Raw genomic sequence first — 25119 nt, forward strand, 5'->3', positions numbered from 1 at the left:
GGCGCCGCCGCTCGAGCCCTTCCCGGGACGCTGCGCCCTGCGGCACCGCGTGCCGGTGCGCGCGTCACTGGCGGCGCTGCCGCTCCAGCTTCTTGCGGGCGTCGAAGTCGCGCTTGCGCTGGGGGTAGCCGACCTTCGCGACCTCGTATACGGGGATGTTGTGCTTGCGCCCCAAGGCGAAGGCGCCGGCGGGGCCGTCGACGCGGCGGCGCGTCCACTCGCCGTCGAAGGCGATGAGCATGACCGTGGTCTCGGTGACGGTGGTCTTGGGCTCGACGTACGCCTCGACGCCGGTGCGCGTGTTGATGAACTCGACCAGGTGGCGCAGGTCGCCGTTGTCGGAGGCGCGGTCCAGCGTCCCGTCGCCCTGCTTCTTCTTCCGCCGTCCGAACCAGCCCACAGCCGCTCCTCACGCACCCGCACGATGTCGACTTTCAAGCGTACACACGCGCTATGACGCCTGTGTCCAGCCGCACACGAACATGACTTTCCGAAGCACCCAGCAAGCGGTTGAATGGTGTTGCACACTCCAAGCACCGGGTCTGGGCGACCACGAGATGCGCCCGGTGGAAGGATGGGCAGCGAACCTAAGCATCCGTTAAGTGGCAAGTGGGGAGAGCAATGAGCGACCCGAACGCAGGATACGACGTAGTAATCCTGGGCGGCGGCAGCGGCGGCTACGCGGCGGCCTTCCGCTCGGCTGAGCTGGGGCTGAAAGTCGCCCTCATCGAGAAGGACAAGGTCGGCGGCACCTGCCTGCACCGCGGCTGCATCCCCACCAAGGCCCTCCTCCACGCCGGCGAGGTCGCCGACACCGCCCGCGAGTCCGAGCAGTTCGGCATCCTGGCCGAGTTCAAGGGCGTCGACATGCCGGCGGTCAAGAAGTACAAGGACGACGTCGTCTCCAAGCTGTACAAGGGCCTCCAGGGCCTGGTCAAGGCCCACAAGGTCGACTTCATCCAGGGCACCGGCAAGCTCGTCGGCCCGAACGCCGTGCAGGTCGACGACGGCCAGACCGTCACCGGCAAGCACGTCGTCCTCGCCACCGGCTCGTACTCCAAGACCCTCCCGGGCCTGGACATCGACGGCGAGAAGGTCATCACCTCCGAGCACGCCCTCGAGCTGACCGAGCTGCCGAACAAGGCCATCGTCATCGGCGGCGGCGTCATCGGCGTCGAGTTCGCCTCCGCCTGGAAGTCCCTGGGCGTCGAGGTCGAGATCATCGAGGGCCTCCCCCGCCTCATCGCCGCCGAGGACGCCGACTCCTCCAAGCAGCTCGAGCGCGCGTTCCGCAAGCGCGGCATCAAGTTCCACACCGGCAAGTTCTTCGAGAAGGTGGAGAAGACCGCCTCCGGCGTCCAGGTCACGATCCAGGGCGGCACCGTCGTCGAGGGCGACCTCGTGCTCGTGGCCGTCGGCCGCGGCCCGGTCACCGCGAACCTCGGCTACGAGGAGCAGGGCATCACCCTCGACCGCGGCTTCGTCCCGGTGAACGAGCACCTCCAGACCAGCGTCCCCGGCGTCTACGCCGTCGGCGACATCGTCCCCGGCATCCAGCTCGCGCACCGCGGCTTCCTCCAGGGCATCTTCGTCGCCGAGCACATCGCGGGCCTGAACCCGGCCCCGATCGACGAGACCGGCATCCCGCGCGTCACCTTCACCGAGCCCGAGGTGGCCTCCATGGGCCTCAACGAGGACAAGGCGAAGGAGAAGTACGGGGCCGACAAGATCAAGTCGGTCAACTACAACCTTGCGGGCAACGGCAAGTCGAACATCCTCAAGACCCAGGGCTTCGTCAAGCTCGTGGCGGTCGAGGACGGCCCGATCGTCGGCGTCCACATGGTCGGCGCGCGCATCTCCGAGCAGATCGGCGAAGCGGAGCTGATCTACAACTGGGAGGCGTACGCGAACGACGTCGCCCAGCTGATCCACATGCACCCCACCCAGAACGAGGCGATCGGCGAAGCGGCGATGCTGCTGGCCGGCAAGCCGCTGCACGCGCACGACTAATCCACAACCGCAGGAGTTGAACGAACGATGCCGACATCGGTAACGATGCCCGCTCTCGGTGAGTCGGTCACCGAGGGCACTGTCACCCAGTGGCTCAAGAAGGAAGGCGACACCGTCGAGGTCGACGAGCCGCTCCTGGAGGTCTCGACCGACAAGGTCGACACCGAGGTTCCTTCGCCGGTTGCCGGTGTGCTGCTCAAGATCGTGGTCCCCGAGGACACTGACGTCGAGGTCGGCGGCGAGCTCGCGATCATCGGCGACCCGTCCGAGGCCACCGGGGACGCCCCGGCCGCGCCGGCCCCCGCGCCCGCGCAGGAGCCGCTGCCCGAGCCCGAGGCCCCCAAGGCCGAGGCCGCTCCGGCTCCGGCCCCCGCCGCCGAGGCCCCCGCGGCCCCGGCCGCCGGCGCCGCGTCCGGCACCGAGGTGCTGCTGCCCGAGCTGGGCGAGTCCGTCACCGAGGGCACCGTGACCACTTGGCTCAAGGCCGTCGGCGACACCGTCGAGGTCGACGAGCCGCTGCTGGAGATCTCCACCGACAAGGTCGACACCGAGATCCCGTCCCCGGCCGCCGGCACCCTGCTGGAGATCCGCGTCGCCGAGGACGAGACCACCGAGGTCGGCTCGGTGCTGGCGATCATCGGCACCGGCGACGCCGCCCCGGCCCCCGCGGCCCCGGCTCCCGAGCCGACGCCCGCGGTGCAGTCCGAGCCGGAGCCCGCTCCGGCCCCGGCGCAGGCCGAGTCCACGCCGACCGCGCCGGCCCCGGCCGCCCCCGAGGTCGCCGAGGCCCCGGTCACGGCTCCGGCCCAGTCGGCACCCGCCGCGGCCCCGGCCGCGTCGAAGCCGTCCGGCTCCTATGTGACGCCGCTGGTGCGCAAGCTCGCCGCCGACAACGGGGTCGACCTCTCGTCGGTCTCCGGCTCCGGGGTGGGCGGGCGCATCCGCAAGGAGGACGTCCAGGCCGTCATCGACGCCAAGAAGTCCGAGGCCCCGGCTCCGGCCGCCGCTCCCGCGGCCCCGGCCGCCCCGGCCAAGGTCGAGGTCAGCCCGCTGCGCGGCCGCACCGAGAAGATGTCGCGCCTGCGCCAGTCCGCGGCCAAGGCCCTGCTCTCCTCGATGCAGACCACGGCCCAGCTCACCACGGTGCGCGAAGTGGACGTCACCAAGGTGGCGAAGCTCCGCGCGGCCAAGAAGGACGAGTTCCTCGCCCGCCACGGCGTCAAGCTCTCGTTCCTGCCGTTCTTCTCGATCGCCGCGATCGAGGCGCTCAAGCAGTACCCGGTCATCAACGCCTCCATGAACATGGAGGAGAAGACGATCACGTACCCGGACACCGAGAACGTCGGCTTCGCGGTGGACACGCCGAAGGGCCTCATCGTCCCGGTCGTCAAGGACGCCGGCGACCTCAACATCCCTGGCTTGGCCAAGCGGATCGCCGAGATCGCCAAGAAGGCCCGCGACGGCGGCCTCGCGCCCGACGACCTGTTCGGCGCCACCTTCACCATCACCAACACCGGCTCGGTCGGCGCGCTGTTCGACACGCCGATCGTCCCGCTCGGACAGTCGGCGATCCTCGGCACCGCCGCGATCGTCAAGCGCCCCCGCGTGATCAACGACCCCGAGCTGGGCGAGGTCATCGCGGTGCGCTCGGTCATGCACCTGACGCTGAGCTACGACCACCGCCTCATCGACGGCGCCGACGCGGCCCGCTACCTCGAAGCGGTCACCACGCGCATCGAAGAGGGCAACTTCGAGCACCAGCTCGGCCTGTAACGGGCGAGTCTCCGAAAGGGGCGCGGCGGGACCACTCCCGCCGCGCCCCTTCGCGTTGCGCCGGACGCCGCTGCGTGCATACACAGGTTTCCTCCACAAGTCGCGGCGCCTACCCGTAACCCCGAACTCGTGTCTTCGTTGTTCCTACAACCCACCTTTTGTGACCCCACGCGGAAGTTAGGAAGCTCGAATGTCGATCGAGTACAACGAACTCCTCGCCATGCTGATGGAGACCCGCCCCGAATTCGCCACAGAGCTCTACAACTTCACCGACGGCCCCGACCTCCCCGAGTACGACAGCATCACCGTCAGCCGCAGGACCCTCACCCTGCCCGAGCAGCCCGGCCGCCTCCGCGTCTGCGTCGCGGCGGCCTACGCCAAGGGCGGCGAGCGCGTCATCGCCCTCCTCTTCGACGCGGTCCTCGCCCCCGACCCCGTCCAGGCGCAGTCCTGGCTCCAGTTCATGACCGACGCGCAGCGGACCCTCAGCTGCATGGTGGCCTTCGTGGTCCTGTGCCGCGACGCCAAGACCGCCCGCTGGGCCCTCACCTACAGCGAAGTCGGCGACATCGGCTGCTATGTGCTCCCCGTGGTCATTCCATCCTTGCTCGCGAGCGCCTAGAATAGACCCGGCCCTCGCTGCCGCCCCCACCACGGCTGCGAGGGCCGCTTCTTGCCCAGAGGCCCGCTGACCCCTTGGGCCCCTGGGAACTCGGCTCCGTGGCGGCCTGAACGCCTCGCGTCTCCGAGCCGTGTCGACTCCGGAGCCTCGTCGATTGCTCGGGGTCCTGTCGGTCGTCCGGGGCACACTGGGAATCGGGGGCGGCTCCGACTGTCCGATTTGCCGGGAACCGCCGTTCACATTCGTCGTAAACGGCTTGCACCCCCGCCCCCGCTCGCCGACACTCTCCTCATGTCCCGATTCGGCGAGACCGTCCCCTACGACGCCACCGCGATCCGCACCGGCTGGGATTCCCTGCCGGAGCCGGTGCGCGCCACCATCATCAAGGAGCTCGGCGGCGCGCCCGCCGAGATCCGCATGGCCGGCGGCGGTTTCAGCGGCGGCTTCGCCGCCCGCGTCCGCTCCGAATCGGGCGCCGAACTCTTCGTCAAGGCGGCGGGCGCGGACCGCTCGTGGGCCCTTGCGGCCTACCGCCAGGAGGCCCGCGTCAACCGCGCCCTGCCCGCCGGCGTCCCGGCGCCCCGCCTCGAGTTCGCGGCCGACTTCGACGACTGGACGGTCCTCGGCTTCGAAGCCCTCCCCGGCCGCGCCCCGACCCTCCCGATGTCCCCGCGCGACCTCGACCTCATGCTCGACGCCTGGGCCCAGGCCGCCGCCGCGCTCACCCCCGCGCCGCAGGCGCTGCTCGACCTCGGCGTCGAGGCCCGCCCGATCGACGACAACCTGCGCCAGTTCACCGGTGTCGCGACGGGACGCAAGGAGCCGTTCTTCGTCCCCGCGGCGCTGGAAGGCCGGCTCGAGGAGCTCGCGGCGCTGGAGGCCGGCATCGACGCGGCGATGGAGTCCGACGCGGTGATGCACTTCGACCTGCGCCCGGACAACATGGTCCTCGGCGCGGACCGGGCGTGGGTGTGCGACTGGAACTGGGTCCAGGTGCACTCCCCCTGGTTCGACACCGCGTGCTTCCTGATCGCGGCGCACGGCGACGGGCACGATGCGGACGCGCTCTTCTGGAAGCACCCCACCGCGGCCGGCGTGACCCCCGACGAGCTCGACACCGCGCTCGCGTCGATCACCGGCTACTACCTCGGCGAGTCCGCGGGCGACCTCATCCCCGACGTCTCGCCGTACATCCGCAAGCACCAGCGCTGGAGCGGCCTGGCCGCCGCCGACTGGCTCGCGCGACGCCGCGGCTGGTCATGACCCGGTTCGGCACGCCGCCGCCGCTCGACGCCACCGCGGTCCGACCGGACTACGCGGACCTGCCGGACCCGGTGCGGCGGCTCATCGCCCGCGAGCTGGGCGGCGAGCCCGACGCGGTGCGGATCGCGGGCGGCGGCTACACGCGCGGCTTCGCCGCCCGCCTCCGATCCGGTTCGGGCCCTGAGCGGTTCGTCAAGGCCGCGGGACCGGAGACGCCCCTGGTCCGGGACATGTACCGCCAGGAGGCGCGGATCGCGGCGGCCCTGCCTCCGGAGCTTCCGGCGCCGCGGCTGCTGTTCGCCGACGAGGCGGCCGGCTGGTCGGTGGCCGGATTCGAAGCGGTGCAAGGCAACCCGGTGACACTTCCGATACGTCCAACCACCGTGACCACATTGCTGACCACCTGGGCGGAGGCCGCCGAGGCGCTCGATCCCCCACCTGAAGCCCTGGTCGCGGCGGGCATCCGGTCGCAGCCGCCCGGGGGCATGAAGGAGTTCACGGCGGTCGCCGCGGGCGAGGAGCCGCCGTTCGCGCTGCCGCCGCGGCTGCACGGGCGGATCGACGAGCTCGCCGCGCTCGAAGCGCCGATCGACGCCGTGCTCAGGACCGACCGCGTCTCGCACGCCGACCTTCGCGTCGACAACTTCGTCTGCGGCGCGGACCGGGCCTGGATCTGCGACTGGGCCGAGCCCGCGTACCTGCCGCCCTGGATCGACACGGTCGTCCTCCTCCTGGCCGCCCACGCCGACGGGCACGACGCCGACGCGCTCTTCTGGGGCCACCCCACGGCTGCGGGAGTCTCGGGCGAGGAGCTCGACACCGCGCTGACCGCCGTGACCGGCGGCCTGCTCCGCGGGTGGGACGAGCGGCCCGAAAACCTCATCTCCGCCGCGATCGACGACCTGATGCGCTGGTCGGGCCTGGCCGCCGCCGACTGGCTGGCCGACCGGCGGCACTGGTGACCGGATATTGGAATCCTCCTCCCACTTATTGGTATCGAGCGGCTAGTCTCGTGGCCATGGCACAAGAGACGGCGAAGTACATCCACGGCCACCACGAATCGGTCCTGCGCTCGCACAGCTGGCGGACCGCCGAGAACTCGGCGGCGTACCTGCTCCCGTACCTCAAGACCGACCACGCGATCCTCGACATCGGCTGCGGCCCCGGCACCATCACCGCCGACTTCGCCGAGATCGCCCACGACGGGCAGGTGACCGGAGTGGACTTCGCCGCCGGCGTCCTGACCCAGGCGGAGGCCGCGGCCGCCGAGCGCGGCCTGCACAACACCGCCTTCGAGCAGGCCGACGTCCACCGGCTCCGCTTCGAGGACGACTCCTTCGACATCGTCCACGCCCATCAGGTGCTCCAGCACGTGGGCGACCCGGTCCAGGCGCTGCGCGAGATGCGCCGCGTCGCCAAGCCCGGCGGCCTGATCGCGGTGCGCGACAGCGACTACGCGGCCTTCACCTGGTTCCCCGAGACCAAGGGCCTGACCGACTGGCTCAACCTCTACGAGCGCGTCGCCCGCGCCGGCGGCGGCGAACCCGACGCCGGCCGCCGCCTCAAGTCCTGGGCCCTCCAGGCCGGCTTCCCCGAGCCCGCCATCGAGGCGACCTCCTCCACCTGGACCTTCTCCGACGAGGCCGACCGCACCTGGTGGGGCGACCTGTGGGCCGACCGCAGCCTCCACTCCGACTTCGCCACCCAGGCCCTCGCCGGCGACCACGCCACTCCTGAACAGCTCCAAGCGATCTCAGCGGCCTGGAAGTCCTGGGGCCAGGACGCGGCCTCCTGGCTGATGATCCCCCACGGCGAAATCCTCTGCCGAGCCTGACCAAGGCGCGGGGCCGACGAGCGAAAGCCCGTCGGCCCCGATATGACTCAGCTCACTCCCACCGAGAAACTGTCGGTGGCGACCTATAACCTCAGAGTCACAACAGCATCCGACAACAGCACACTAGGAGGCACCAATGCCACTTCCCGAACTTGAGGACCTCGCCGACGCCATCACGGCCCTCGCCGGAGCCCGCAACCGCGTCCCGCTCCCCACCCTCCTCCGCGAGACCGCCCTCAACGTCCTCATCCTCTCCCGCATCGCCTCCAACCGCCTCCCCGACGACCTCCGCAAGGACGACATCGAATCCGCGGCCGACCACCTCGTCACCCAACTCCGCCACGCCGCCTGGGAACTCCCACCCCCCGCCACCCCTCGAATCCCCCTCCCCCCCAGACCCCGCCCCACCCCCGCCCGGCCCCTCTGCCGGCGCCACCTGATCAAGCCCACTTGACCGCCCGACCTCAAGAAAATGGCGCGGGATGACAACCAGTCATCCCGCGCCAACGACTCCGCAAGCCGCGCAAGGAGTTCAGCCGCTTCGACCGCCGCTCTTGCGAGGTTCGACGAGCAGGACCCTCAAGGACGGGGCCTAGGCGCTGGGCACCGGGCGAGCGATATCCCGCTTGGTAACCTTGGCGACAAGTTCGAGAAGGATGGCCAGTCGCTCGTCCAAGAACTTCTCGTAGTCGTCGTTGAAGATGCCGCTGTCCGTCCCGGCGTGAATCGCATGAGATTCGAGAATCGATTCCATGCGATCCCGCCCGAGGTTCTCCGAAATCTCTCCGAGATAGACGCTGGGTGCCTTGTTGCTGATGATGCGATTGGTCTTGCCGTCGATGAGCGTCCGATTGAGGATCAGCTCCGAGCTTTCCTTCGACCCGACTTTGGCGAGATAAGCCTTCGGGAAAATGTGGTGTGATTCCACCTCTGTTGCGGAGATTCGGAATTGGGTCAGGGGGTTGCCCTTGTGGAAATCCTCGGCCCGGCTTTGGACGAGCAAGCACATGACTCCCGCGTGCAGGGCCTTCCGGCGAATCCCAGCGGATCGCAGCGTCTCAGCCATCAGCGGCAGCTTGTCAACGGCTTCCGGCGCGTCGCCGACGCCGGAGATGACCCATGATTTGAGCAGCGAGTAGTCCGCGCCGATCTGGCTGTTCGCACCTTGATCGTAGTTGGTGGTGAACACACTGCACCAGAAGAACTGCTGGAGCCGCTCTCTCGCTTCCGCCTGGTCGAACGCGTCGAGCTTCTCGATTTCCGGCCACACGGCCGCCATGGGGATGATCAACGTGCCGTAAGGCAACAGCCTCGGGGATATCAGGCCACAGTCGGACTGCAGCATGTCGATGACGTGTTGGATTCCGCTGACGACCTCATCCCAGTGTCCGCGAATGTCGTCGGCGGTGAGCTTGTTGAGCACGTCGGCCCGCTGCGCGGAGCCGTGCACTCGCACGCAGACCGCCTGCAGGATGTTGTACGGATCGATCTTGAAATCAGAGAGATTCGGGCACCGTTCCTGCGCGTCGATCCAGTATTCTCGCAGGTTGACGTGGTGCGGAAAGTACTTCGCGGTGAGAAGCTCGAAGGGGCCCAGGGGTTTCCCCGTGCGGTTCAGCGTTTCGAAGATAGTGCAGACGGCCTCCATGGGGGTGCTGTCCGGAAGCGTCAAGACCGGAAGCCCGTACGACCGCAGGGGGACGATGTACTTGTCCCGCATCCTGCGGTACAGGGACTTCAGGTACTTGTGACTGACGAACCCCGGCTCTTCTCGTTGGCTTTCCACGTACTCGTCGAGCCAGTCGTCGAAGGCATCGACATCGGCGATGTGGAAGTGCGACGACTCAAGCTGGACCGTGCTCCTCTTCTGCTTTCGCGTGCTGCTGTTCGGCGCGGGCACCGAGATGATCGCCGTGTCGAAGTCGACCTTGTGGAACTCCAGGACCTCGTTCTCCTGGATGTCGACGAAAGCGTCGATCTTGAGGTAGAAGTGCTCATCGCCCGTGCCGGTCAGCGCTTGATACAGGGCGGTCAGTCTCTGCTGGCCGTCGAGGACCAGTTCAGCCGGGATGTTTCCCTGGAGGGGAGGCGCCCCGCCGAAGTTCCTGCTGGCGATGCGCTCGACCCCGCCCTGCTTCCAGAACAGCAGGGTGCCGACGGGGAACTTCGAGATGATGGACCGAATCAGCTCCTCCGTCCGCGCGGCGTCCCAGACGAAGTCCCTCTGGAAATCGGGGAGCGCGATCTCTCCACTGCGAATTCGGGTGACCAGGTTCGAAAGCTGCCGCGGCACAGTCTCGAAGATCGGATCCGATTCGTACGCACTTACCATGGTTCGCGGGCTCGTCTCTCGTCGAAGGGATGAGGAAGCTTGCGGCGCTTGAAGATGAAAAATCCTATCGTATTTGTGATGCTCGATGGGTCTGCCGACGTCAGGAGGCGAACGCACTTCGTTGACTGCCGGTTCCATGCCTGGTATATCTGCGCTACGCGTCAGTAGCGTTCCAGGAGGGTGGTCGGGCGATGGGGAGTGATGTCGTTGTCGTCGGGGGTGGGTTGGCTGGGTTGGTGGCCGCCTCTGAGTTGGTGCGGTTGGGGAAGACGGTCACCGTCGTCGATCAGGAGGGGTCGCAGTCGCTTGGGGGGCAGGCGTTCTGGTCGTTCGGGGGGTTGTTCCTGGTGGACTCGCCGGAGCAGCGGTTCATGGGGATCAAGGACTCGCGCGAGCTGGCGTGGCAGGACTGGCTCGGGACGGCGGCGTTCGACCGGCCCGAGGACGCGTGGCCCCGGAAGTGGGCGGAGGCGTACGTCGACTTCGCGGCCGGTGAGAAGCGGGCCTGGCTGCACGCGATGGGGGTGCGGTTCTTCCCGGTGGTCGGGTGGGCCGAGCGGGGCGGGTACACCGCCCAGGGGCATGGGAACTCGGTGCCGCGCTTCCACATCACGTGGGGGACGGGGCCCGGGGTCATCGCCCCGTTCGTGGAGCGCGTCCGCCAGGCGGTGAAGGACGGGCGGGTTCAGCTCAAGTTCCGGCACCGGGTGGACCGGCTGGTCGTCACGGACGGCGCCGTGACCGGGGTTTCGGGGACGCTGCTCGCGCCCGACGAGTCCGCGCGCGGCGCCTCCACCACGAGGGAGGCGCTCGGGGAGTTCGAGCTCGAGGCCGGTGCGGTCGTGGTCGCGTCGGGTGGGATCGGGGGGAACTTCGACCTGGTGCGGCAGCACTGGCCGAAGCGGCTCGGGGCGGCCCCGAAGCGGCTCATCTCGGGGGTGCCGGCGCACGTGGACGGGCGGATGCTCGGGATCGCGGAGGAGGCCGGGGCGGAGCTGATCAACCGGGACCGCATGTGGCACTACACCGAGGGCATCGAGAACTGGGACCCGATCTGGCCGCACCACGGCATCCGGATCCTGCCCGGGCCGTCGTCGCTGTGGCTGGACGCCACCGGGAGGCGGCTGCCCGCGCCCTACTTCCCCGGGTTCGACACGCTCGGGACGCTGGAGCACATCGCGACCACCGGGTACGAGTACACCTGGTTCGTCCTGACGCAGAAGATCCTCGAGAAGGAGTTCGCGCTCTCGGGCTCGGAGCAGAACCCGGACCTGACGGGGAAGAACGTCAAGCTGCTGCTCAAGCGGGTCCTGCCGGGCGCGCCGGGGCCGGTGGAGGCGTTCAAGAAGCACGGGGCGGACTTCGCGGTGGCCGCGACGCTCCCCGAGCTGGTGGCGAAGATGAACTCGATCAGCGGGGACAACCTGCTGGAGTACGAGACGGTGCGGGCCGCCGTCGAGGCGCGGGACGCCGAGATGGGAAACAAGTTCACCAAGGACCTCCAGGTGACGGCCCTGCGCGGGGCGCGGAACTACCGGGGCGACAAGCTCATCCGGGTCGCGTCGCCGCACCGCATCCTCGATCCGAAGGCCGGGCCGCTCATCGGGGTGCGGCTGAACATCCTGACGCGCAAGACCCTCGGCGGGCTGCACACCGACCTCGACGGGCGGGTGCTCAAGGCCGACGGGGAGCCGCTGCCGGGGCTGTTCGCCGCGGGCGAGGCCGCCGGGTTCGGCGGGGGCGGGATGCACGGGTACCGCTCCCTCGAAGGGACGTTCCTGGGCGGATGCCTGTTCTCGGGACGCCAGGCCGCAAGGGGCGTGGTGAAATAGGTCACGGCTGGTCGGAGTCGTGGTCGGCGGTGCTGTCCGGAATGTCGCGGCATAGGGCGGTACCAGGCGCACTTGAACGGATGCGGGGTCGCATGGGCGGTCTAAGGTGGGCGATAAGCGGCGTTCCTCACCCGCGAAACCGAGCACTCCTCGCCTACCGGGCGTGGTCCGCTAACATCCAAGGTTCTGCGGGTGCCGGCCGGACCCACCACCCTTCGGCAGCGCTCGCCGAAGCCGACTCGGGCCGTGCGCCGAGGACCGGCACCTCACAACTCGTGGATGGTTGAGCATGAGCGACGTTTACCGCCCCTCCTCGGGCCACTCGGCCGGACCTCCCGGATCTCCTCCAGGGCCTCCGGCGGGACCGCGGCCCGGCTTCCAGGCGAGCCCTCCGGGCGCGCCCCGCGGGCTCCCGCCGGGACCGCCTCCCGGCCGCGTCCCGCCGCCCCCGATGGGCCCGCCCGCCGGACCGCCGCCGCCTCCCGCGGGACCGCCGGCGCCGCCGGCCGGAGCGCCCGCCGGGCCGCCGCCGGGCGCCGCGACCGGCCGCGCCGGCGTCGGGCGCGCCTCCGTCGTGAGCGCGACCAGGCCCAAGCGCGGCCCGGGCACGCCGCCGCCGGGGGCCAAGAAGCGGAAGAAGAAGATCTCCGTGCGCCGCCGCCGCGTCTACGCGGCGCTCATCATGGTGTGCCTCATGCTCCTCGGCGCGGTCACCGTGGCCGGCTCCTGGTTCTTCGACAACGTGCCCGCCCCCAAGGACCTCAGATTCGGCGAGTCCACCTCGATCGCCTACTCCGACGGCACCGTGATCGCCGGGTACGGCGAGTACACGCGCAAGCTCGTCGACACCTACGACGAGCTGCCCGACCAGGTCGTCTGGTCCCTGCTCGCCCTCGAGGACAAGGACTTCTTCGAGCACGACGGCGTCGACTACAAGGGCACCATGCGCGCCCTGATCAACAACGTCACCGGCGGCGACACGCAGGGCGCGTCCACGATCAGCCAGCAGTACGCGGGCATGGTCATGGAGATCCGCGACGACATGTCGTACGGCCGCAAGGCCCGCGAGGCCGTCATGGCCATGAAGCTGGAGCAGCAGTACTCCAAGCAGGAGATCCTCCTCCACTACCTGAACCTCAACTTCTACGGCCGCGGCACCTACGGCATCGCCGCCGCGGCCCAGATCTGGTTCGGCGTCCCCGTCGAGGAGCTCACCTGGGGCCAGGCGATGACGCTCGTCATGCAGGTCAAGGCCGGCGACGGCTCCTTCGACCCGCGCCTGGTCGAGGAGGGCGACACCGCGCCCGCCGACCGGTGGACGCACGGCATGGAGTCCCTGCTGACGATGACCGAGGACCTCAGCGAGGACCAGCTCGCCCAGGTCCAGGCCGAACTCGACGCCGGGATGCCCGAGACCCTGGAGGCCCTCCAGAACCCGGGCACCTGGGGCCACGACACCCCCACGGGCTTCATCACCAACCCGACCGACGGCTACATCTGGGAGGAGCTCGAGAGCCGCTGGGGCCTGACGCAGAACGACTTCTACGGCCACGACGCCGGCACCGGCGGCTACACCGTCGAGCTCACCCTCGACCCGACCATCCAGCAGCTCGCGTGGGAGACCGCCAGCCGCGGCGACCTCGAGCGGATGACGAACGACGCGGGCGAGTTCATCGACGCCGAGGGCAACCCGGTCGCCGAGGAGTGGATGGCCGACGAGTACGTCAACGACGACGGCTTCTTCGAGTTCCAGAACACGAACGACAAGGCCGCCCTCGCCGACCAGAACCTGTCGATGGCCGACGCGGTGGTCGCCGTCGAGCCGGGCACCGGCCGGGTCCTCGGCTACTACGGCGGTGAGAACGGCCTCGGCGTCGACAAGGCCGGCATCGAGAACCCGCACCCGCCCTCGTCGACGTTCAAGATGATCACCGCCGCCACGGCGATCGAGAACGGCGCGTCGGTGGACTCGTGGTGGAACTCGGACTCGCCGCGCGAGTTCGAGACCATGGAGGGCATCGGCGACGGCACCGTCTCGAACGCCGGCCGCACCGAGAACACGGACCGGACGCTCACCGACTCGGTGCGCGACTCGCGCAACACGCCGATGTACGCGATCGCCGAGGAGTGGGGCGCCACCGCGATCCTCGAGAACGCCATCCAGATGGGTCTGCGGACCATGACCCAGAACGAGGACGGCGTCGCCGTCACGTACCGGTTCTACATCGAGGACGACGGCACCATCACCTACTCGCGGCACGGCGTGCGCGAGAACGCGGACGGCACCTTCGCCACGGACAGGGCCGGGAACGTCGACCCGCTGGCCCCGCTCGACGAGGTCAACGAGGACGGCTCGCCCGTGCGCACCCCGCTCGACCTGGAGTCGCCGAACTCGCCGTTCTACTACCACATCTCGTTCGGCCAGTACCCGACCTCGGTGAAGGACATGGCGACCGTGTACGCGACCATCGCGAACGACGGCGTCTACAACGAGACCCACTTCGTGGAGCGGGTCCTCGACCGCGACGGCGAGCCGGTCCCCGAGATCCGCCCGCTCGAGCAGACCGAGGCCCTGGACGCGAGCATCGCCCGCAACCTCCAGTGGGTCGGCTCCGAGATCGACGGCGACGGCGGCGCGATCAGCCACCCCTACACCGGCAAGACCGGCACCTGGGAGGCGACCGCCGAGGGCTACGAGGACGCCAACGCCCACACCTGGTACGTCGGCGCCATCAAGCAGCTGAGCATCGCCACCTGGGTGGGCAACGCGACCGCCGAGTCGGCGCCCCTGCTCAACAAGAACGGCGGCACCGACAACGTCTTCGGTGGCACCCTGAGCTACCCGGTGTGGAAGCAGTTCATGGAAGGGGTCATCGAGGCCAAGGAGTACGAGCAGGTGCCCTGGACCGAGGCCGAGCACATCGGCTCCGCCATCGTCGACGACATCGTCAACGAGGACGGCACCATCGACGCCGACAGCCCGTACTGCGCCACCCCGACCGGCGCGGCCGACTCCCGCTGCGGCCAGCCGCAGGGCGGCGGCGGAGGCGGCGGGAACGAGCATTGCACGCCGCTCATGGAGGCCCTCGGCCTGTGCACCCCGACCGGCGGCGGTGGCGGCGGCGGAGGGGGCGGCGGTGGCGGCGGCGGTGGCGGCGGCGGCCGCGACTGACACGCCTCGACACGACGCGCCTCGCCACGACATGCCTCGACACAACATGGCACGGGCCCGGCGGGATCACTCCCGCCGGGCCCGTTCCCGTTGCGCCGCTTGAGGGTCAGACGAAGGCGCGGCCCTCGCCGCGGTAGGTCGGGACCTCGTCGACGACCTCGCCGCGCTGCACGAGGTGGAGGGTGTTGACGCGCTCGGCCAGCTCGCCGGCCTTGGCGTGGCGCATCCAGACCCGGTCGCCGACGGCGAGGCCGTCGGCGGCGCGCCCGCGCAGCGGCGTCTGGACCTCGCCGGCGCCCTCGGTCGCGACGTAGCGCAGCCCGAGCGGGAACGTCGGCTTGGGGAGCCGGTCGCGGCCGGGCGCGCCCGAGGCGATCCAGCCGCCGCCGAGCGCGGTCACCATGCCGCGCTTGGGGCGCCGCACCACCGGCAGCGCGAAGAACGCGGCCGGGAGCGGCCGGATCGACCGGTAGCCGTCGAACAGCGCGGGCGAGTAGAGGCCGGAGCCGGCGGCGATCTCGGTGACGGAGGGGTCGGTGGCGGTGGAGACGACCGAGCCGGTGCCGCCGCCGTTGACGAACTCGAGGTCGGTGACGCGGCGGACGGCGGCGACGGCCTCGGCGCGGCGCTCGGCGAGCTCGGCCTTCGAGACGGTCTGCATGAGCCGCACGATCGGCGACTTCAGGGCCGCGGCGCTGTAGGCGTCCTGGACGCCCGCGATCTGGCCCTCGTAGCCCATGATCCCCACCAGGCGCACCCCCGGCCGCTTGTCGATCTCGTGGGCCATGTCGAGGGCCTGGTCGGGCGTGCGGACCGGGGACCTGAAGGCGCCCAGGTGGACGCGGCCGCCGAGGAGCTCCAGGGAGACGTCCAGTTCGAGGCACAGCCGCAGCGGCCGGGAGGGGTTCGGCTCGACGTGCCGGCTGAGGAAGTCGAGGTGCTCGACGGAGTCGACCATGAGGGTGATGCGGCGGGCGAGCTCGTCGTCGGCCGCCAGCGCGCGGAGCGCGTCGGTGTCGGCGGTCGGGTAGGCGACGACGACGTCGTCGAACTCCTCGGCGAGCCAGAGCGCCTCGGGGAGGGTGAACCCGAGGACGCCCTTGAAGCCGGGCTGGGCGAGGGCGCGGCGCATGAGGGCGCGGCAGCGCAGGGACTTGCTGGCGAGCCGGAGCGGTTTGCCGATCGCGTTGCGGCGCAGGATGGCCGCGTTGGTGTCGAAGGCGTCGAGGTCGACGGCGGCGAACGGCGGCTGGAGGCCGGCCGTGGCGCGGTCGAGGGCGCCGAAGCGCTGGTCCGCGCCCGCGGGCGCGGCGCTCCTCGGCGCACCCGTTACTCGCTGGATACCCATCCGACTTCCCTTCCGCAGCTCATCTGGGGTTAGATGAAAGCTACCGTGAAGTACGTCTCGTGTTCAACAGAGCCGTTGGAAGGAAACGTCCCCATGAGCACCCCTGTGGAGCATCCGGTCTGGCAGAACTGGTCGGGCACCGAGTCGGCCGAGCCGGTGCGGACCGTGCGGCCGGCGACCTGCGAGGAGCTGTCGGCGGCGGTGGCGGCGGCGGCCGGGGACGGGCTGCGGGTGAAGGCGGTGGGCGCGGGGCACTCGTTCAGCGGGATCGCGGTGCCGGACGGGGTGCGGGTCGACATGGGGGGCCTGGACCAGGTGGTGGCGGTGGACCCGAAGTCGGGGCTGGTGACCGTGGAGGCGGGGATGCCGCTGTGGCGGTTGAACCAGGTGCTGGACGCGCACGGGCTGGCGCTGGAGAACATGGGCGACATCGACCGGCAGACGATCTCGGGGGCGATCTCGACGGGGACGCACGGCACGGGCGACCGGTACCGGGGGTTCGCGTGGCAGGTCAAGGGCCTGAAGCTGGTGCTGGCGAGCGGTGAGGCCGTGCAGTGCACGGAGTTCGAGCGGCCGGAGCTGTTCGCGGCGGCGCGCCTGGGGCTGGGGGCGGTGGGGGTGATCGCGGAGGTCACGCTCCAGTGCGTGCCGGCGTTCCGGCTGCACGCGGTGGAGCGGCCGGAGCGGCTCGACGGCGTGCTGGAGGGCCTGGACGAGCTGGTGGCCGAGAACGACCACTTCGAGTTCTACTGGTTCCCGCACACGGACCGGACGTTGACGAAGCGGAACAACCGGCAGGCGATGTCGGAGCCGAGCCGGGCGCCGAGCCGCCTGTCGTACTGGTGGAACGAGGGGTTCACGGAGAACACGCTGTTCTCGGCGAGCAACCGGGTCGGGGTGCGGTTCCCGGGGCTGGTGCCGCGGTTGAACCGGATCGCGGGCCGGGTGTGGAGCGCGCGGGAGTACACGGACGTGTCGCACCGGATCTTCACGTCGCCGCGAACGGTGGTGTTCCGGGAGATGGAGTACGCGCTGCCGCGGGAGGCGCTGCCGGCGGTGCTGCGGGAGCTGCGCGCGATGGTGGAGCGGGAGGGGCACACGGTGTCGTTCCCGGTGGAGGTGCGGTTCGCGGCGGCGGACGACATCTGGCTGTCGACGGCGCAGGGGCGGCGGACGGCGTACGTGGCGGTGCACCAGTTCCACCGGCACGACCACGTGCCGTACTTCCGGGACTGCGAGGCGGTGTTCGACGCGGCGGAGGGGCGGCCGCACTGGGGGAAGATGCATTCGCTGGGCGCGGAGCAGCTGTCGCGCCGGTACAAGCACTTCGAGGACTTCCGGCGGGTGCGCGAGGAGTACGACCCGGAGCGGCGCTTCGCGAACCCGTACCTGGAGCGGGTGCTGGGGGCGTAGCGCGGGCGTGCGACGGGCTGTCGGTGGAGTGGGCTAGGTTGTGGCCGTGGCTGAGGTGCTCTACCGAAAACTCGATGAACTGACCGACGACGAGGTCTATGCGGCGTACGCGCCGCCGGAGCCGGACTGGCTGCGGGTGAACTTCGTGTCCAGTGCCGACGGCGCGGCGACGCTGGGGGGCGTCTCGGGCTCGCTGTCGGGTGACGCGGACAAGCGGGTGTTCAAGGTGCTGCGCGCGCGGTGCGACGTGCTGCTGACCGGGGCCGAGACGGTCCGCACCGAGCACTACGGGCCGCTGGTGCTCTCCGAGGAGCGGAAGGCGTGGCGGCGGGCGCAGGGCCTGCCGGAGGTGCCGGTCATGGCGATCGTGACGCGCACGGCGCGGCTCGATCCCGGGGCGGGAATCTTCACCGAGGCACCGCGGCGGCCGATCGTGGTCTGCCCGGGGGGTCTGCCGGAGGTGCAGCTGGCGCCGTTCCGCGAGGTGGCCGACGTCATCGGCGTCGGCACCGGCGGGGTGGACTTCGCGGCGGCGGTGGCGGCGCTGCGCGAGCGGGGCCTGCGGCAGATCCTGTGCGAGGGCGGGCCGCACGTGTTCGGCAGCCTGATCGCGGCGGACCTGGTGGACGAGCTGGACCTGACGGTGTCGGCGATGCTGGTCGGCGGCGGTCCGTACCGGATCGCGGAGGGCTTCGAGTCCGAGCATGCGAGGCGGCTTCGCCTGCGACACGTCCTCCAAGCCGGGGACGACCTGATCCTGCGCTACGTGCGAGGATCGAGCGATGAGTGATTCGGTGGGCCGCGTGCTGGGCACGGAGGACGCGACGCCCCTGTCGTTCTGGGTCGGCGTCGGCCCGGAGGCGTATGCGCAGCTCGACGACGTGCTCACCACGGAGCGGCAGGTCCCCGGGGTGGGCACGGTCCGCATCTCCGGGGTGGTCACCTCAGTGCGCAGCCGCCACGAGGGCGCCCAGTTCGACTCGGACGTGTTCGACATCGCCGGGGGCCTGCTCCCGGCGCAGGTGCAGGAGGCCGCCGAGGTCACGGTGACGCGGGTGGAGCCGGAGGTGTTCGTGCCGCCGCGCCCGGGCGCCGAGGTGCAGCGGGCCGCGGGCGAGGACCGCGACCGGGCCCTGTACTTCGACGGTATGACCCGTCAAGTGCCCCTTGGGTTCTCGCGTGACGGGCAGCCGGTGTTCCTGAACCCGGACTTCCTCGACGGCACGCGGGGCGCGCACGTGTCGATCTCGGGCATCTCGGGTGTGGCGACGAAGACGTCGTTCGCGACGTGGATGCTGTACTCCCTGCTGCACTCGGGCGCGCTCGGCGCGGAGGCCGCGAACACGAAGGCGCTCATCTTCAACGTCAAGGGCGAGGACCTGCTGCTCCTGGACCACGACAACACGAAGATCGACGAGTCGGTGCGCGACTCGTACCGGCGCCTGGGCATGGAGCCGGGCGCGTTCAAGTCGGTGGAGGTGCTCGCGCCGCCGCGCGAGGGGGACGCGAACGGGATTCCGGACGTCGCGTGCCGGTCCACGGGCGTCGACGCGTTCTACTGGACGCTCGCGGAGTTCTGCCAGCTGAACCTGCTGCCGTTCGTGTTCGCGGACGGCGACGACGACCGGCAGCAGTACACGATGGTGGTCCACCAGGTCGCGGCCCGGCTGCGCAAGGAGGCCCGCCCCAAGGACAACGGTGCGATCAGCGTCGACGGCCGGCTGCTCACGAGCTACCGGGACCTGGTCGACCTCATCTGCGAGCGGCTCGCCGACGACGAGACGCGCACCGAGTGGGCGGGGTCGGCGATCGGCCTGGGCACGGTGAACGCGTTCATCCGGCGGCTCATCGCCTCCGGGCGCGACATCGGCCGCCTCATCCGCGGCGACCTGCCCCCGCGCGGGGCGGCGCTGTCCTCCGACGCGCAGGTCACCGTCGTCGACCTGCACAACCTGCCCGACCGGGCGCAGCGGTTCGTCGTCGGCGTGGTGCTGCGCAGCGAGTTCGAGCGCAAGGAGAAGGCCGGCACGGCCCGGCCGCTCCAGTTCGTGGTGCTCGACGAGCTGAACAAGTACGCGCCGCGCGAGGGCACCAGCCCGATCAAGGACATCCTGCTCGACATCGCCGAGCGCGGCAGGTCGCTGGGCGTCATCCTCATCGGCGCCCAGCAGACGGCGTCCGAAGTGGAGCGCCGGATCGCGTCGAACTCGGCGATCCGCGTCGTCGGCCGCCTCGACGCGGCCGAGGCCACCCGGCCCGAGTACGGGTTCCTCACCCAGGCTCAGCGCATGCGCGTGCTCATGGCGAAGCCGGGCACCATGTTCGTGGCCCAGCCCGAGCTCCCGGTGCCGCTGGTGGTGAACTTCCCGTTCCCCGCCTGGGCCACCCGCCCCGCCGAGGCCGGCGCCGCCCCCGCGACCGCGAGGCCGGGCCGGTCGGTCTCGGCCACCGCCAGGGTCGACCCCTTCGACCTCGCCGGAGACGACGAAGACGACATTCCGTTCTAGCTCGGCGGTGCGCCGCCGAGAAGGGGTACACATTGCGCATCCTCCACACTTCCGACTGGCACGTGGGCGTCACCCTCAAGGGGCGCCCGCGCCTCGACGAGCAGCGCGCGGTCTTCAAGCAGATCGTCGACGTCGCCAAGGCCGAAGCCGTGGACCTCGTGATCGTCGCCGGGGACCTGTTCGACACCGCCTCGCCGTCGAGCGAGGCGCAGAAGCTGCTCACCGCCGCGCTGTCGGCGCTGCGCCGCACCGGCGCCGAGGTCGTCGTCATCGCGGGCAACCACGACAACGGCAAGGCCCTCGACGCCCTGCGCGAATGGGCCCACGCCGCCGGGATCCACCTGCGCGGCAGCCTCGGCAAGGCCGCCGACCACCTGATCACCGGCGAGACCGCCGGCGGGGAGCGGTGGAAGTGCGCGGCCCTGCCGTTCATCGCGCAGCGCCACGCCGTGCGCGCCGCCGAGCTGTTCGAGCTCGGCGCGGCCGGCGCCGAGGCGAACTACGCCGACCACCTGCGCCGCCTCGTCGCCGCGCTCACCCAGGACTTCGGGGCCGACACCGTCAACCTGTTCACCGGGCACCTGACCGTGGTCGGCGGCAGGGTCGGCGGCGGCGAGCGCGAGGTCCACACCGTGGCCGACTACGCCGTGCCGGCCGCGATCTTCCCGCCCACCACTTCGTATGTGGCCCTTGGGCACCTGCACAAGGGCCAGGCGATCACCGGGCCCTGCCCGATCCGCTACTCGGGGGCGCCGCTCGCGGTGGACTTCGGCGAGGAGGACCACACGCCCGGCGTCGCGATCGTCGAGGTCAGCCCGGGCATCCCGGCGAAGGTCCGGACGGTGCCGCTGACGGAGGCGGTGCCGCTCCAGACCGTGCGCGGCAGCCTCGAACAGCTCGCGAAGGCCGAGCCGGACGAGCGAGCCTGGCTGCGCGTGTTCGTCACCGAGCCCGCCCGCGCGGGCCTGCGGGCCGAGGTCGCCGACCTGTTCCCGCGCGCCGTCCAGATCCACATCGACCCGGTCATGCGCGTCGACCGCACCGAGCCGCGCGAGCGGCGCTCGGGGCGCAGCCCCGGGGAGCTGTTCGGCGCGTACCTGAGCGAGAACGGCCACGACGACCCGGCCGTCGCGAAGCTGTTCTCGCAGCTGTACGAAGACACCCAGACCGTGGCCGAGGAGGCCTGATGCGTCCGATCCGGCTGGACCTCAACGGGTTCGCGTCCTACACGGGCACCGAGACGTTCGACTTCACCGACGTCGACTTCTTCGCGCTCACCGGGCCCACCGGGGCCGGGAAGTCGACCGTGCTCGACGCGATGTGCTTCGCGCTGTACGGGCGCACGCCGCGGTGGCGGGTGAACACCACGCAGAACGCCATCGCGCCGTCCGCGGTGGAGGGACGGGTGCGGCTGGTGTTCGCCGCGGCCGGCACCCACTACGTGGCCACGCGCATCCTGCGCCGCGACCGGAACGGCAAGGTCAAGACGACCACGGCCGCGCTGGAGCAGCTGCCGGACGGCGTGGACCCGGCCGACGACGAGGCGCTGGTGGAGGGCCTGGGCCGGGCGCTCGCGGGCAGTCCGAGCGAGGTCTCGGCCGCGGCCGAGCGGGTCATCGGGCTGCCGTTCGAGCAGTTCACCAAGTGCGTGCTCCTCCCCCAGGGCGAGTTCGCGGAGTTCCTCCACGCCTCCCCCGCCGACCGGCGCAAGATCCTGGAGAACCTGCTGGGGCACAGCGTCTACCGGCGCGTGCAGCAGCTCGCGGGCGCGAAGCGGGACGCGGCGACGACGGCGATGAAGACCCTGGAGGCGCAGCTCGCGCGGGTCCCGGCCGTCACGGACGCCGAGATCGCGGGCGCCGCCGAGCGCGTCGAGCAGCTGGAGAAGCTCACCGAGCCGGTGCGCGACAAGGCGAACGCCCTCGACGGGCTGGCCGCGGCCGTCGACTCGGCCCGCCGCCGCCTGGCCGAGGCCGAGGCGAACCTGGCCTCGCTCACGTACATCAAGCGGCCCGACGGGGTCGCGGACATCGCCGCGCAGGTCGCGGACGCGGCCGCCGCGGTGGCGTCCAAGGCCGCCGAGGTCGAGGCGACCGAGGCCGAGGACGAGCGGCTGCGCGCCGAGCTCGACGGCCTCGACCTGGGGCTCATCGAGCGCCAGCTCAAGGCGTGGGCCGAGCTCGCCGAGACGCAATCGAAGCTGAAGACCGGCGAGGAGCTCACCGAGGAGCTGCGCGACCAGTTCGCGGAGGCGAAGGAGCTGGAGGAGGCCGCCGGCGAGGAGGTCGAGATCCAGCACGCGTCCCTCCACAAGGTCCGGATGGCCGAGCTGGCCGGGACGCTCCGGGCCGGGCTCGCCGTGGGCGACGAGTGCCCCGTCTGCGACCGGCCGGTGGAGACCGTGCCCTCGCACGACCTCTCGGAGACCATGCAGCAGGCCGAAGAGGCCTCCCGCACGGCGACGGTGGAGTTCCGGGACGCACAGGCCGCCGTGGTCGCGCTCCAGACGAAGCTGGAGAACTACGAGGAGCGGCTCACCGAGCTGCGCCTGGCCGAGGGGCGCTTGAAGAAGCGCCTCGAAGGGGTGGACGAGCCCGCCGCGCTCCAGGCGCGGCGCTCGTCCTCCGAGGAGGCGCGCCAGCAGCTCGCGGGCACCAGCGCCGCGCTCAAGGCCGCGCGGCGGGCGCTGCGCGAGGCCGAGAAGCGCCGCCAGACCGCCGACGAGCGCCAGCAGCGGGCCTGGAAGGAGTTCCAGCACGCCCGCGACCAGGTGGCCGCCCTCGCGCCGCCGCCGGCCGGAGACGACCTGGCCGCGAGCTGGGAGGCGCTCGTGGACTGGGCGAAGTCCTCGCTCGAACGGGCCGCGAGCGAGCGCGAGGCCGCCCGCACCGAGCTGACCGGGCTCGACGGCCGCGCCGGCACGCTCCGCGGCGAACTGCGGATGGCCTTGGGCGAGTTCGACATCGACGTGCCCCGCACCGGCACCGGCGGCGACTACGTCGCGAGGCACGCGGCCGCGGTGGAGACCGCGAAGGCCGCCGCCGCGCGGCTGGCCGAGGCGCGCCGCCATCGCGTGGAGCTGGAGGCGGAGACGCGGAAGTTCGCGCACGAGGCCGAGGTCGCGAAAGCCCTCGCCTCGCATCTGGAGGCGCGGCGGTTCATGGAGTGGCTGCTGTCGGAGGCGCTCGACGAGCTCGTCGAGGGCGCGACGGTGATGCTCAACCGGATCACGGGCGGCCAGTACGACCTGATCTACCGCGACCAGGACTTCTGGGTGGTGGACCACCACGACGCCGACATGGCGCGCCCGGCGCGGAGCCTGTCGGGCGGCGAGACGTTCGCGGCCTCGCTGTCGCTGGCGCTCGCGCTGAGCGACCAGCTGGCGAGCCTGGCGCGGCACGGGGCGAGCCTGGAGTCGATCATCCTGGACGAGGGCTTCGGCACGCTCGACCCGGAGACGCTCGACGCCGTGGCGACGACCCTGGAGGCGCTGACGCTCTCGGCCGGGCGCACCGTGGGCCTGGTGACGCACGTGGCGGAGCTGGCCGAGCGGGTGCCGGTGCGGTTCCGGATCACGAAGGACGCCAAGGGTTCCCACGTGGAGAAGACCTGGTCCTGACCGGTCGGCCTTCGCTCGGGGTGACCACGTAGTCGACCGAGCAGGACTCGGCGATCTCCTCGCCGGTGCCCGGCCCCTGGCCCATGAAGTCGTGGGAGCGGGAAGCCGACGACGGTGAAGCCGCGACCAGGGGCCTGTGGCGTCCCGTCTTCCGGTACGCCGGGGTGTCGCTGATCGGGCCGGCGTCGCGCCCCGCCGTGCACCCGGTCCGTCCGATTTGCACCATACGCACCGCCCCCTACGGGCGGCTCGCGAAGTTGACGCGCCTGCCTGTGAGGACGATCGCAGTGACCCCTCGCGATCCGGCCCCGAACTGGCCTTCTTCCCGCCCACGCGGAGGAGTAAGTTCGATCCGTTGGCTTCGTTACGGCGCAACGGACGTCATCCGCTCGCGCAATACTGACGCGCGCCTATCGGTGAATTGTCCCGTTATGTCGCATCCCACATGAGCTCGGTTCACTTGCGGTCAACCTTGAATGTTCAAGTACCTCTGAGAACATGAGCACTTTGCACATTCGCGGCGATCGCCGCACGCTGATCACCGGGGCCGGCACCATCGGCCTCGGCGCCACCGCCGCCCTCACCCTCGGCGCCACCCCCGCCGCAGCCGCCCCCGCGACCGCGCAGACGGCCTCCCTCAACCTCCACGACGCCGACACCGGCGAGGAGGTCTGGGAAGCCCTCCTGGACGGCAACGAGCGCTGGGCCTGCGGCAGGGCCACCCGCCCCCACACCAGCGTCCGGTGGCGCAAGACCCTCGTCGCGGGCCAGCAGCCCCGCGCCGCGGTGTTCGGCTGCGTCGACTCCCGCGTCTCCCCCGAACTCGTCTTCGACACCGGCGTCGGCGACATCATGGTCACCCGCACCGCCGGCAACGTCCTCAACCCCCTTGTCGCCGAGTCCGTCTCGTACGGCCCGGCCGCCCTGGCGTCCCCCCTGCTGGTCGTCCTCGGCCACCAGAAGTGCGGCGCGGTCACCGCCGCCCACGCGGCGCTCTCCGCGGCCGACGAAGGCCACGAGCCCGAGGAGCACGAGTACGCGCTCCCCGAGACCGTGGAAGCGCTCCGCGCCGCCTACGAGGCGAGCAAGGGCGCGCCCGGGGACCCGATCGCGGCGATGACCGAGGCGAACGTCCGCCTCGCCATGGCCGCCCTCGCCGAGCACCCGAACCTCGCCACCCTCGTCGCCGACGGCGAACTGACGATCGTCGGCGCCGTCTACTCGCTCGAGACCGGTCTCGTCACCGAGATCCAGGAGTAGAGCGCACTCGGGCCCGTCTCGGGACGGGCCCGGGGCCCGGGCCGGTCGCCGGGGGGCGGCCGGCCCGGGCCTCCATGGGCCGCATGCACCTCGACGGCGGGAAGTAGGCTGGGCCGCAATCGACCTGAAAGCAG

18 protein-coding genes are annotated in these 25119 nt (G+C 71.0%); 15 read left to right on the forward strand and 3 right to left on the reverse strand.

Features of this window, described 5'->3' with window-relative positions; genetic code table 11:
- Positions 1-64: 64 nt before the first annotated feature.
- Entirely contained in the window at positions 65-400 is a 336-nt protein-coding gene (locus EIW28_RS05055; RefSeq protein ID WP_125246579.1) for an oxidoreductase, read from the reverse strand.
- 221 nt (positions 401-621) lie between these two features.
- On the opposite strand from EIW28_RS05055, the gene lpdA reads away from it, so the two are divergent.
- From lpdA to EIW28_RS05090, 7 genes are all read left to right on the forward strand, one after another.
- Complete coding sequence (gene lpdA / locus EIW28_RS05060; RefSeq protein ID WP_125246580.1) at positions 622-2010, forward strand: dihydrolipoyl dehydrogenase; 1389 nt, start codon at positions 622-624, stop codon at positions 2008-2010.
- 27 nt (positions 2011-2037) lie between these two features.
- On the forward strand, positions 2038-3783 hold the full coding sequence (gene sucB / locus EIW28_RS05065) for a 2-oxoglutarate dehydrogenase, E2 component, dihydrolipoamide succinyltransferase (protein ID WP_125246581.1): 1746 nt from the start codon (positions 2038-2040) through the stop codon (positions 3781-3783).
- 190 nt (positions 3784-3973) lie between these two features.
- Positions 3974-4405: a hypothetical protein gene (locus EIW28_RS05070; RefSeq protein WP_125246582.1), complete on the forward strand. Its 432-nt coding sequence runs from the start codon at positions 3974-3976 to the stop codon at positions 4403-4405.
- Between the two features lie 291 nt (positions 4406-4696).
- Positions 4697-5668, forward strand: coding sequence for a phosphotransferase (locus tag EIW28_RS05075; RefSeq protein ID WP_125246583.1), 972 nt, complete (start codon positions 4697-4699; stop codon positions 5666-5668).
- Entirely contained in the window at positions 5665-6630 is a 966-nt protein-coding gene (locus EIW28_RS05080) for a phosphotransferase family protein (protein WP_125246584.1), read from the forward strand. The genes EIW28_RS05075 and EIW28_RS05080 overlap by 4 nt, the downstream gene beginning before the upstream one ends.
- 50 nt (positions 6631-6680) lie before the next feature.
- The gene (locus EIW28_RS05085) at positions 6681-7502 is read left to right on the forward strand and encodes a class I SAM-dependent methyltransferase (RefSeq protein ID WP_125246585.1); all 822 of its coding nucleotides are present in this window, start codon (positions 6681-6683) and stop codon (positions 7500-7502) included.
- A gap of 136 nt (positions 7503-7638) precedes the next feature.
- Positions 7639-7956, forward strand: a complete 318-nt coding sequence (locus EIW28_RS05090; protein WP_125246586.1) for a hypothetical protein — start codon at positions 7639-7641, stop codon at positions 7954-7956.
- Positions 7957-8094: 138 nt separating this feature from the next.
- Here EIW28_RS05090 and EIW28_RS05095 read toward each other — a convergent pair whose 3' ends face one another.
- On the reverse strand, positions 8095-9834 hold the full coding sequence (locus EIW28_RS05095; RefSeq protein WP_125246587.1) for a GmrSD restriction endonuclease domain-containing protein: 1740 nt from the start codon (positions 9832-9834) through the stop codon (positions 8095-8097).
- Positions 9835-10025: 191 nt separating this feature from the next.
- Here EIW28_RS05095 and EIW28_RS05100 point away from each other — a divergent pair, with 191 nt between their 5' ends.
- The gene (locus tag EIW28_RS05100; protein WP_125246588.1) at positions 10026-11666 is read left to right on the forward strand and encodes an FAD-binding dehydrogenase; all 1641 of its coding nucleotides are present in this window, start codon (positions 10026-10028) and stop codon (positions 11664-11666) included.
- Positions 11667-12240: 574 nt separating this feature from the next.
- Positions 12241-14838, forward strand: a complete 2598-nt coding sequence (locus EIW28_RS05105) for a transglycosylase domain-containing protein (RefSeq protein ID WP_125246589.1) — start codon at positions 12241-12243, stop codon at positions 14836-14838.
- A gap of 106 nt (positions 14839-14944) precedes the next feature.
- Here EIW28_RS05105 and EIW28_RS05110 read toward each other — a convergent pair whose 3' ends face one another.
- Positions 14945-16186, reverse strand: a complete 1242-nt coding sequence (locus tag EIW28_RS05110; RefSeq protein ID WP_125246590.1) for an amino acid deaminase/aldolase — start codon at positions 16184-16186, stop codon at positions 14945-14947.
- Positions 16187-16279: 93 nt separating this feature from the next.
- On the opposite strand from EIW28_RS05110, the gene EIW28_RS05115 reads away from it, so the two are divergent.
- The 6 genes from EIW28_RS05115 to EIW28_RS05155 all read left to right on the forward strand — a co-directional run bounded on the left by EIW28_RS05115 (position 16280) and on the right by EIW28_RS05155 (position 24985).
- Positions 16280-17599: a D-arabinono-1,4-lactone oxidase gene (locus EIW28_RS05115; RefSeq protein ID WP_125246591.1), complete on the forward strand. Its 1320-nt coding sequence runs from the start codon at positions 16280-16282 to the stop codon at positions 17597-17599.
- A gap of 46 nt (positions 17600-17645) precedes the next feature.
- Positions 17646-18389, forward strand: coding sequence for a pyrimidine reductase family protein (locus EIW28_RS05120; RefSeq protein ID WP_232013800.1), 744 nt, complete (start codon positions 17646-17648; stop codon positions 18387-18389).
- Entirely contained in the window at positions 18382-20106 is a 1725-nt protein-coding gene (locus EIW28_RS05125) for an ATP-binding protein (RefSeq protein ID WP_125246592.1), read from the forward strand. The genes EIW28_RS05120 and EIW28_RS05125 overlap by 8 nt, the downstream gene beginning before the upstream one ends.
- Before the next feature lie 32 nt (positions 20107-20138).
- Positions 20139-21293 carry an exonuclease SbcCD subunit D gene (locus EIW28_RS05130; protein WP_125246593.1) on the forward strand — a complete coding sequence of 385 codons (1155 nt, stop codon included), beginning with the start codon at positions 20139-20141 and terminating at the stop codon, positions 21291-21293.
- A complete protein-coding gene (locus EIW28_RS24105; protein ID WP_158630291.1) occupies positions 21293-23725 on the forward strand; it encodes an AAA family ATPase in 2433 nt (810 codons plus the stop codon). Before EIW28_RS05130 ends, EIW28_RS24105 begins: the two co-directional genes overlap by 1 nt.
- 498 nt (positions 23726-24223) lie before the next feature.
- Positions 24224-24985 carry a carbonic anhydrase gene (locus tag EIW28_RS05155; RefSeq protein WP_125246594.1) on the forward strand — a complete coding sequence of 254 codons (762 nt, stop codon included), beginning with the start codon at positions 24224-24226 and terminating at the stop codon, positions 24983-24985.
- Positions 24986-25119 lie beyond the last annotated feature (134 nt).

Origin of the sequence: Glycomyces terrestris, assembly GCF_003933745.1 — a bacterium.
Classification (GTDB): domain Bacteria; phylum Actinomycetota; class Actinomycetes; order Mycobacteriales; family Micromonosporaceae; genus Glycomyces; species Glycomyces terrestris.

Coding starts and splice junctions, on each gene's coding strand:
- EIW28_RS05075 (WP_125246583.1), top strand. CDS start 4,697: ATGTCCCGATTCGGCGAGACCGTCCCCTACGACGCCACCGCGATCCGC.
- EIW28_RS05080 (WP_125246584.1), top strand. CDS start 5,665: ATGACCCGGTTCGGCACGCCGCCGCCGCTCGACGCCACCGCGGTCCGA.
- EIW28_RS05095 (WP_125246587.1), bottom strand. CDS start 9,834: ATGGTAAGTGCGTACGAATCGGATCCGATCTTCGAGACTGTGCCGCGG.
- EIW28_RS05125 (WP_125246592.1), top strand. CDS start 18,382: ATGAGTGATTCGGTGGGCCGCGTGCTGGGCACGGAGGACGCGACGCCC.
- EIW28_RS24105 (WP_158630291.1), top strand. CDS start 21,293: ATGCGTCCGATCCGGCTGGACCTCAACGGGTTCGCGTCCTACACGGGC.
- EIW28_RS05155 (WP_125246594.1), top strand. CDS start 24,224: ATGAGCACTTTGCACATTCGCGGCGATCGCCGCACGCTGATCACCGGG.
- EIW28_RS05100 (WP_125246588.1), top strand. CDS start 10,026: ATGGGGAGTGATGTCGTTGTCGTCGGGGGTGGGTTGGCTGGGTTGGTG.
- lpdA (WP_125246580.1), top strand. CDS start 622: ATGAGCGACCCGAACGCAGGATACGACGTAGTAATCCTGGGCGGCGGC.
- EIW28_RS05090 (WP_125246586.1), top strand. CDS start 7,639: ATGCCACTTCCCGAACTTGAGGACCTCGCCGACGCCATCACGGCCCTC.
- EIW28_RS05070 (WP_125246582.1), top strand. CDS start 3,974: ATGTCGATCGAGTACAACGAACTCCTCGCCATGCTGATGGAGACCCGC.
- sucB (WP_125246581.1), top strand. CDS start 2,038: ATGCCGACATCGGTAACGATGCCCGCTCTCGGTGAGTCGGTCACCGAG.
- EIW28_RS05115 (WP_125246591.1), top strand. CDS start 16,280: ATGAGCACCCCTGTGGAGCATCCGGTCTGGCAGAACTGGTCGGGCACC.
- EIW28_RS05110 (WP_125246590.1), bottom strand. CDS start 16,186: ATGGGTATCCAGCGAGTAACGGGTGCGCCGAGGAGCGCCGCGCCCGCG.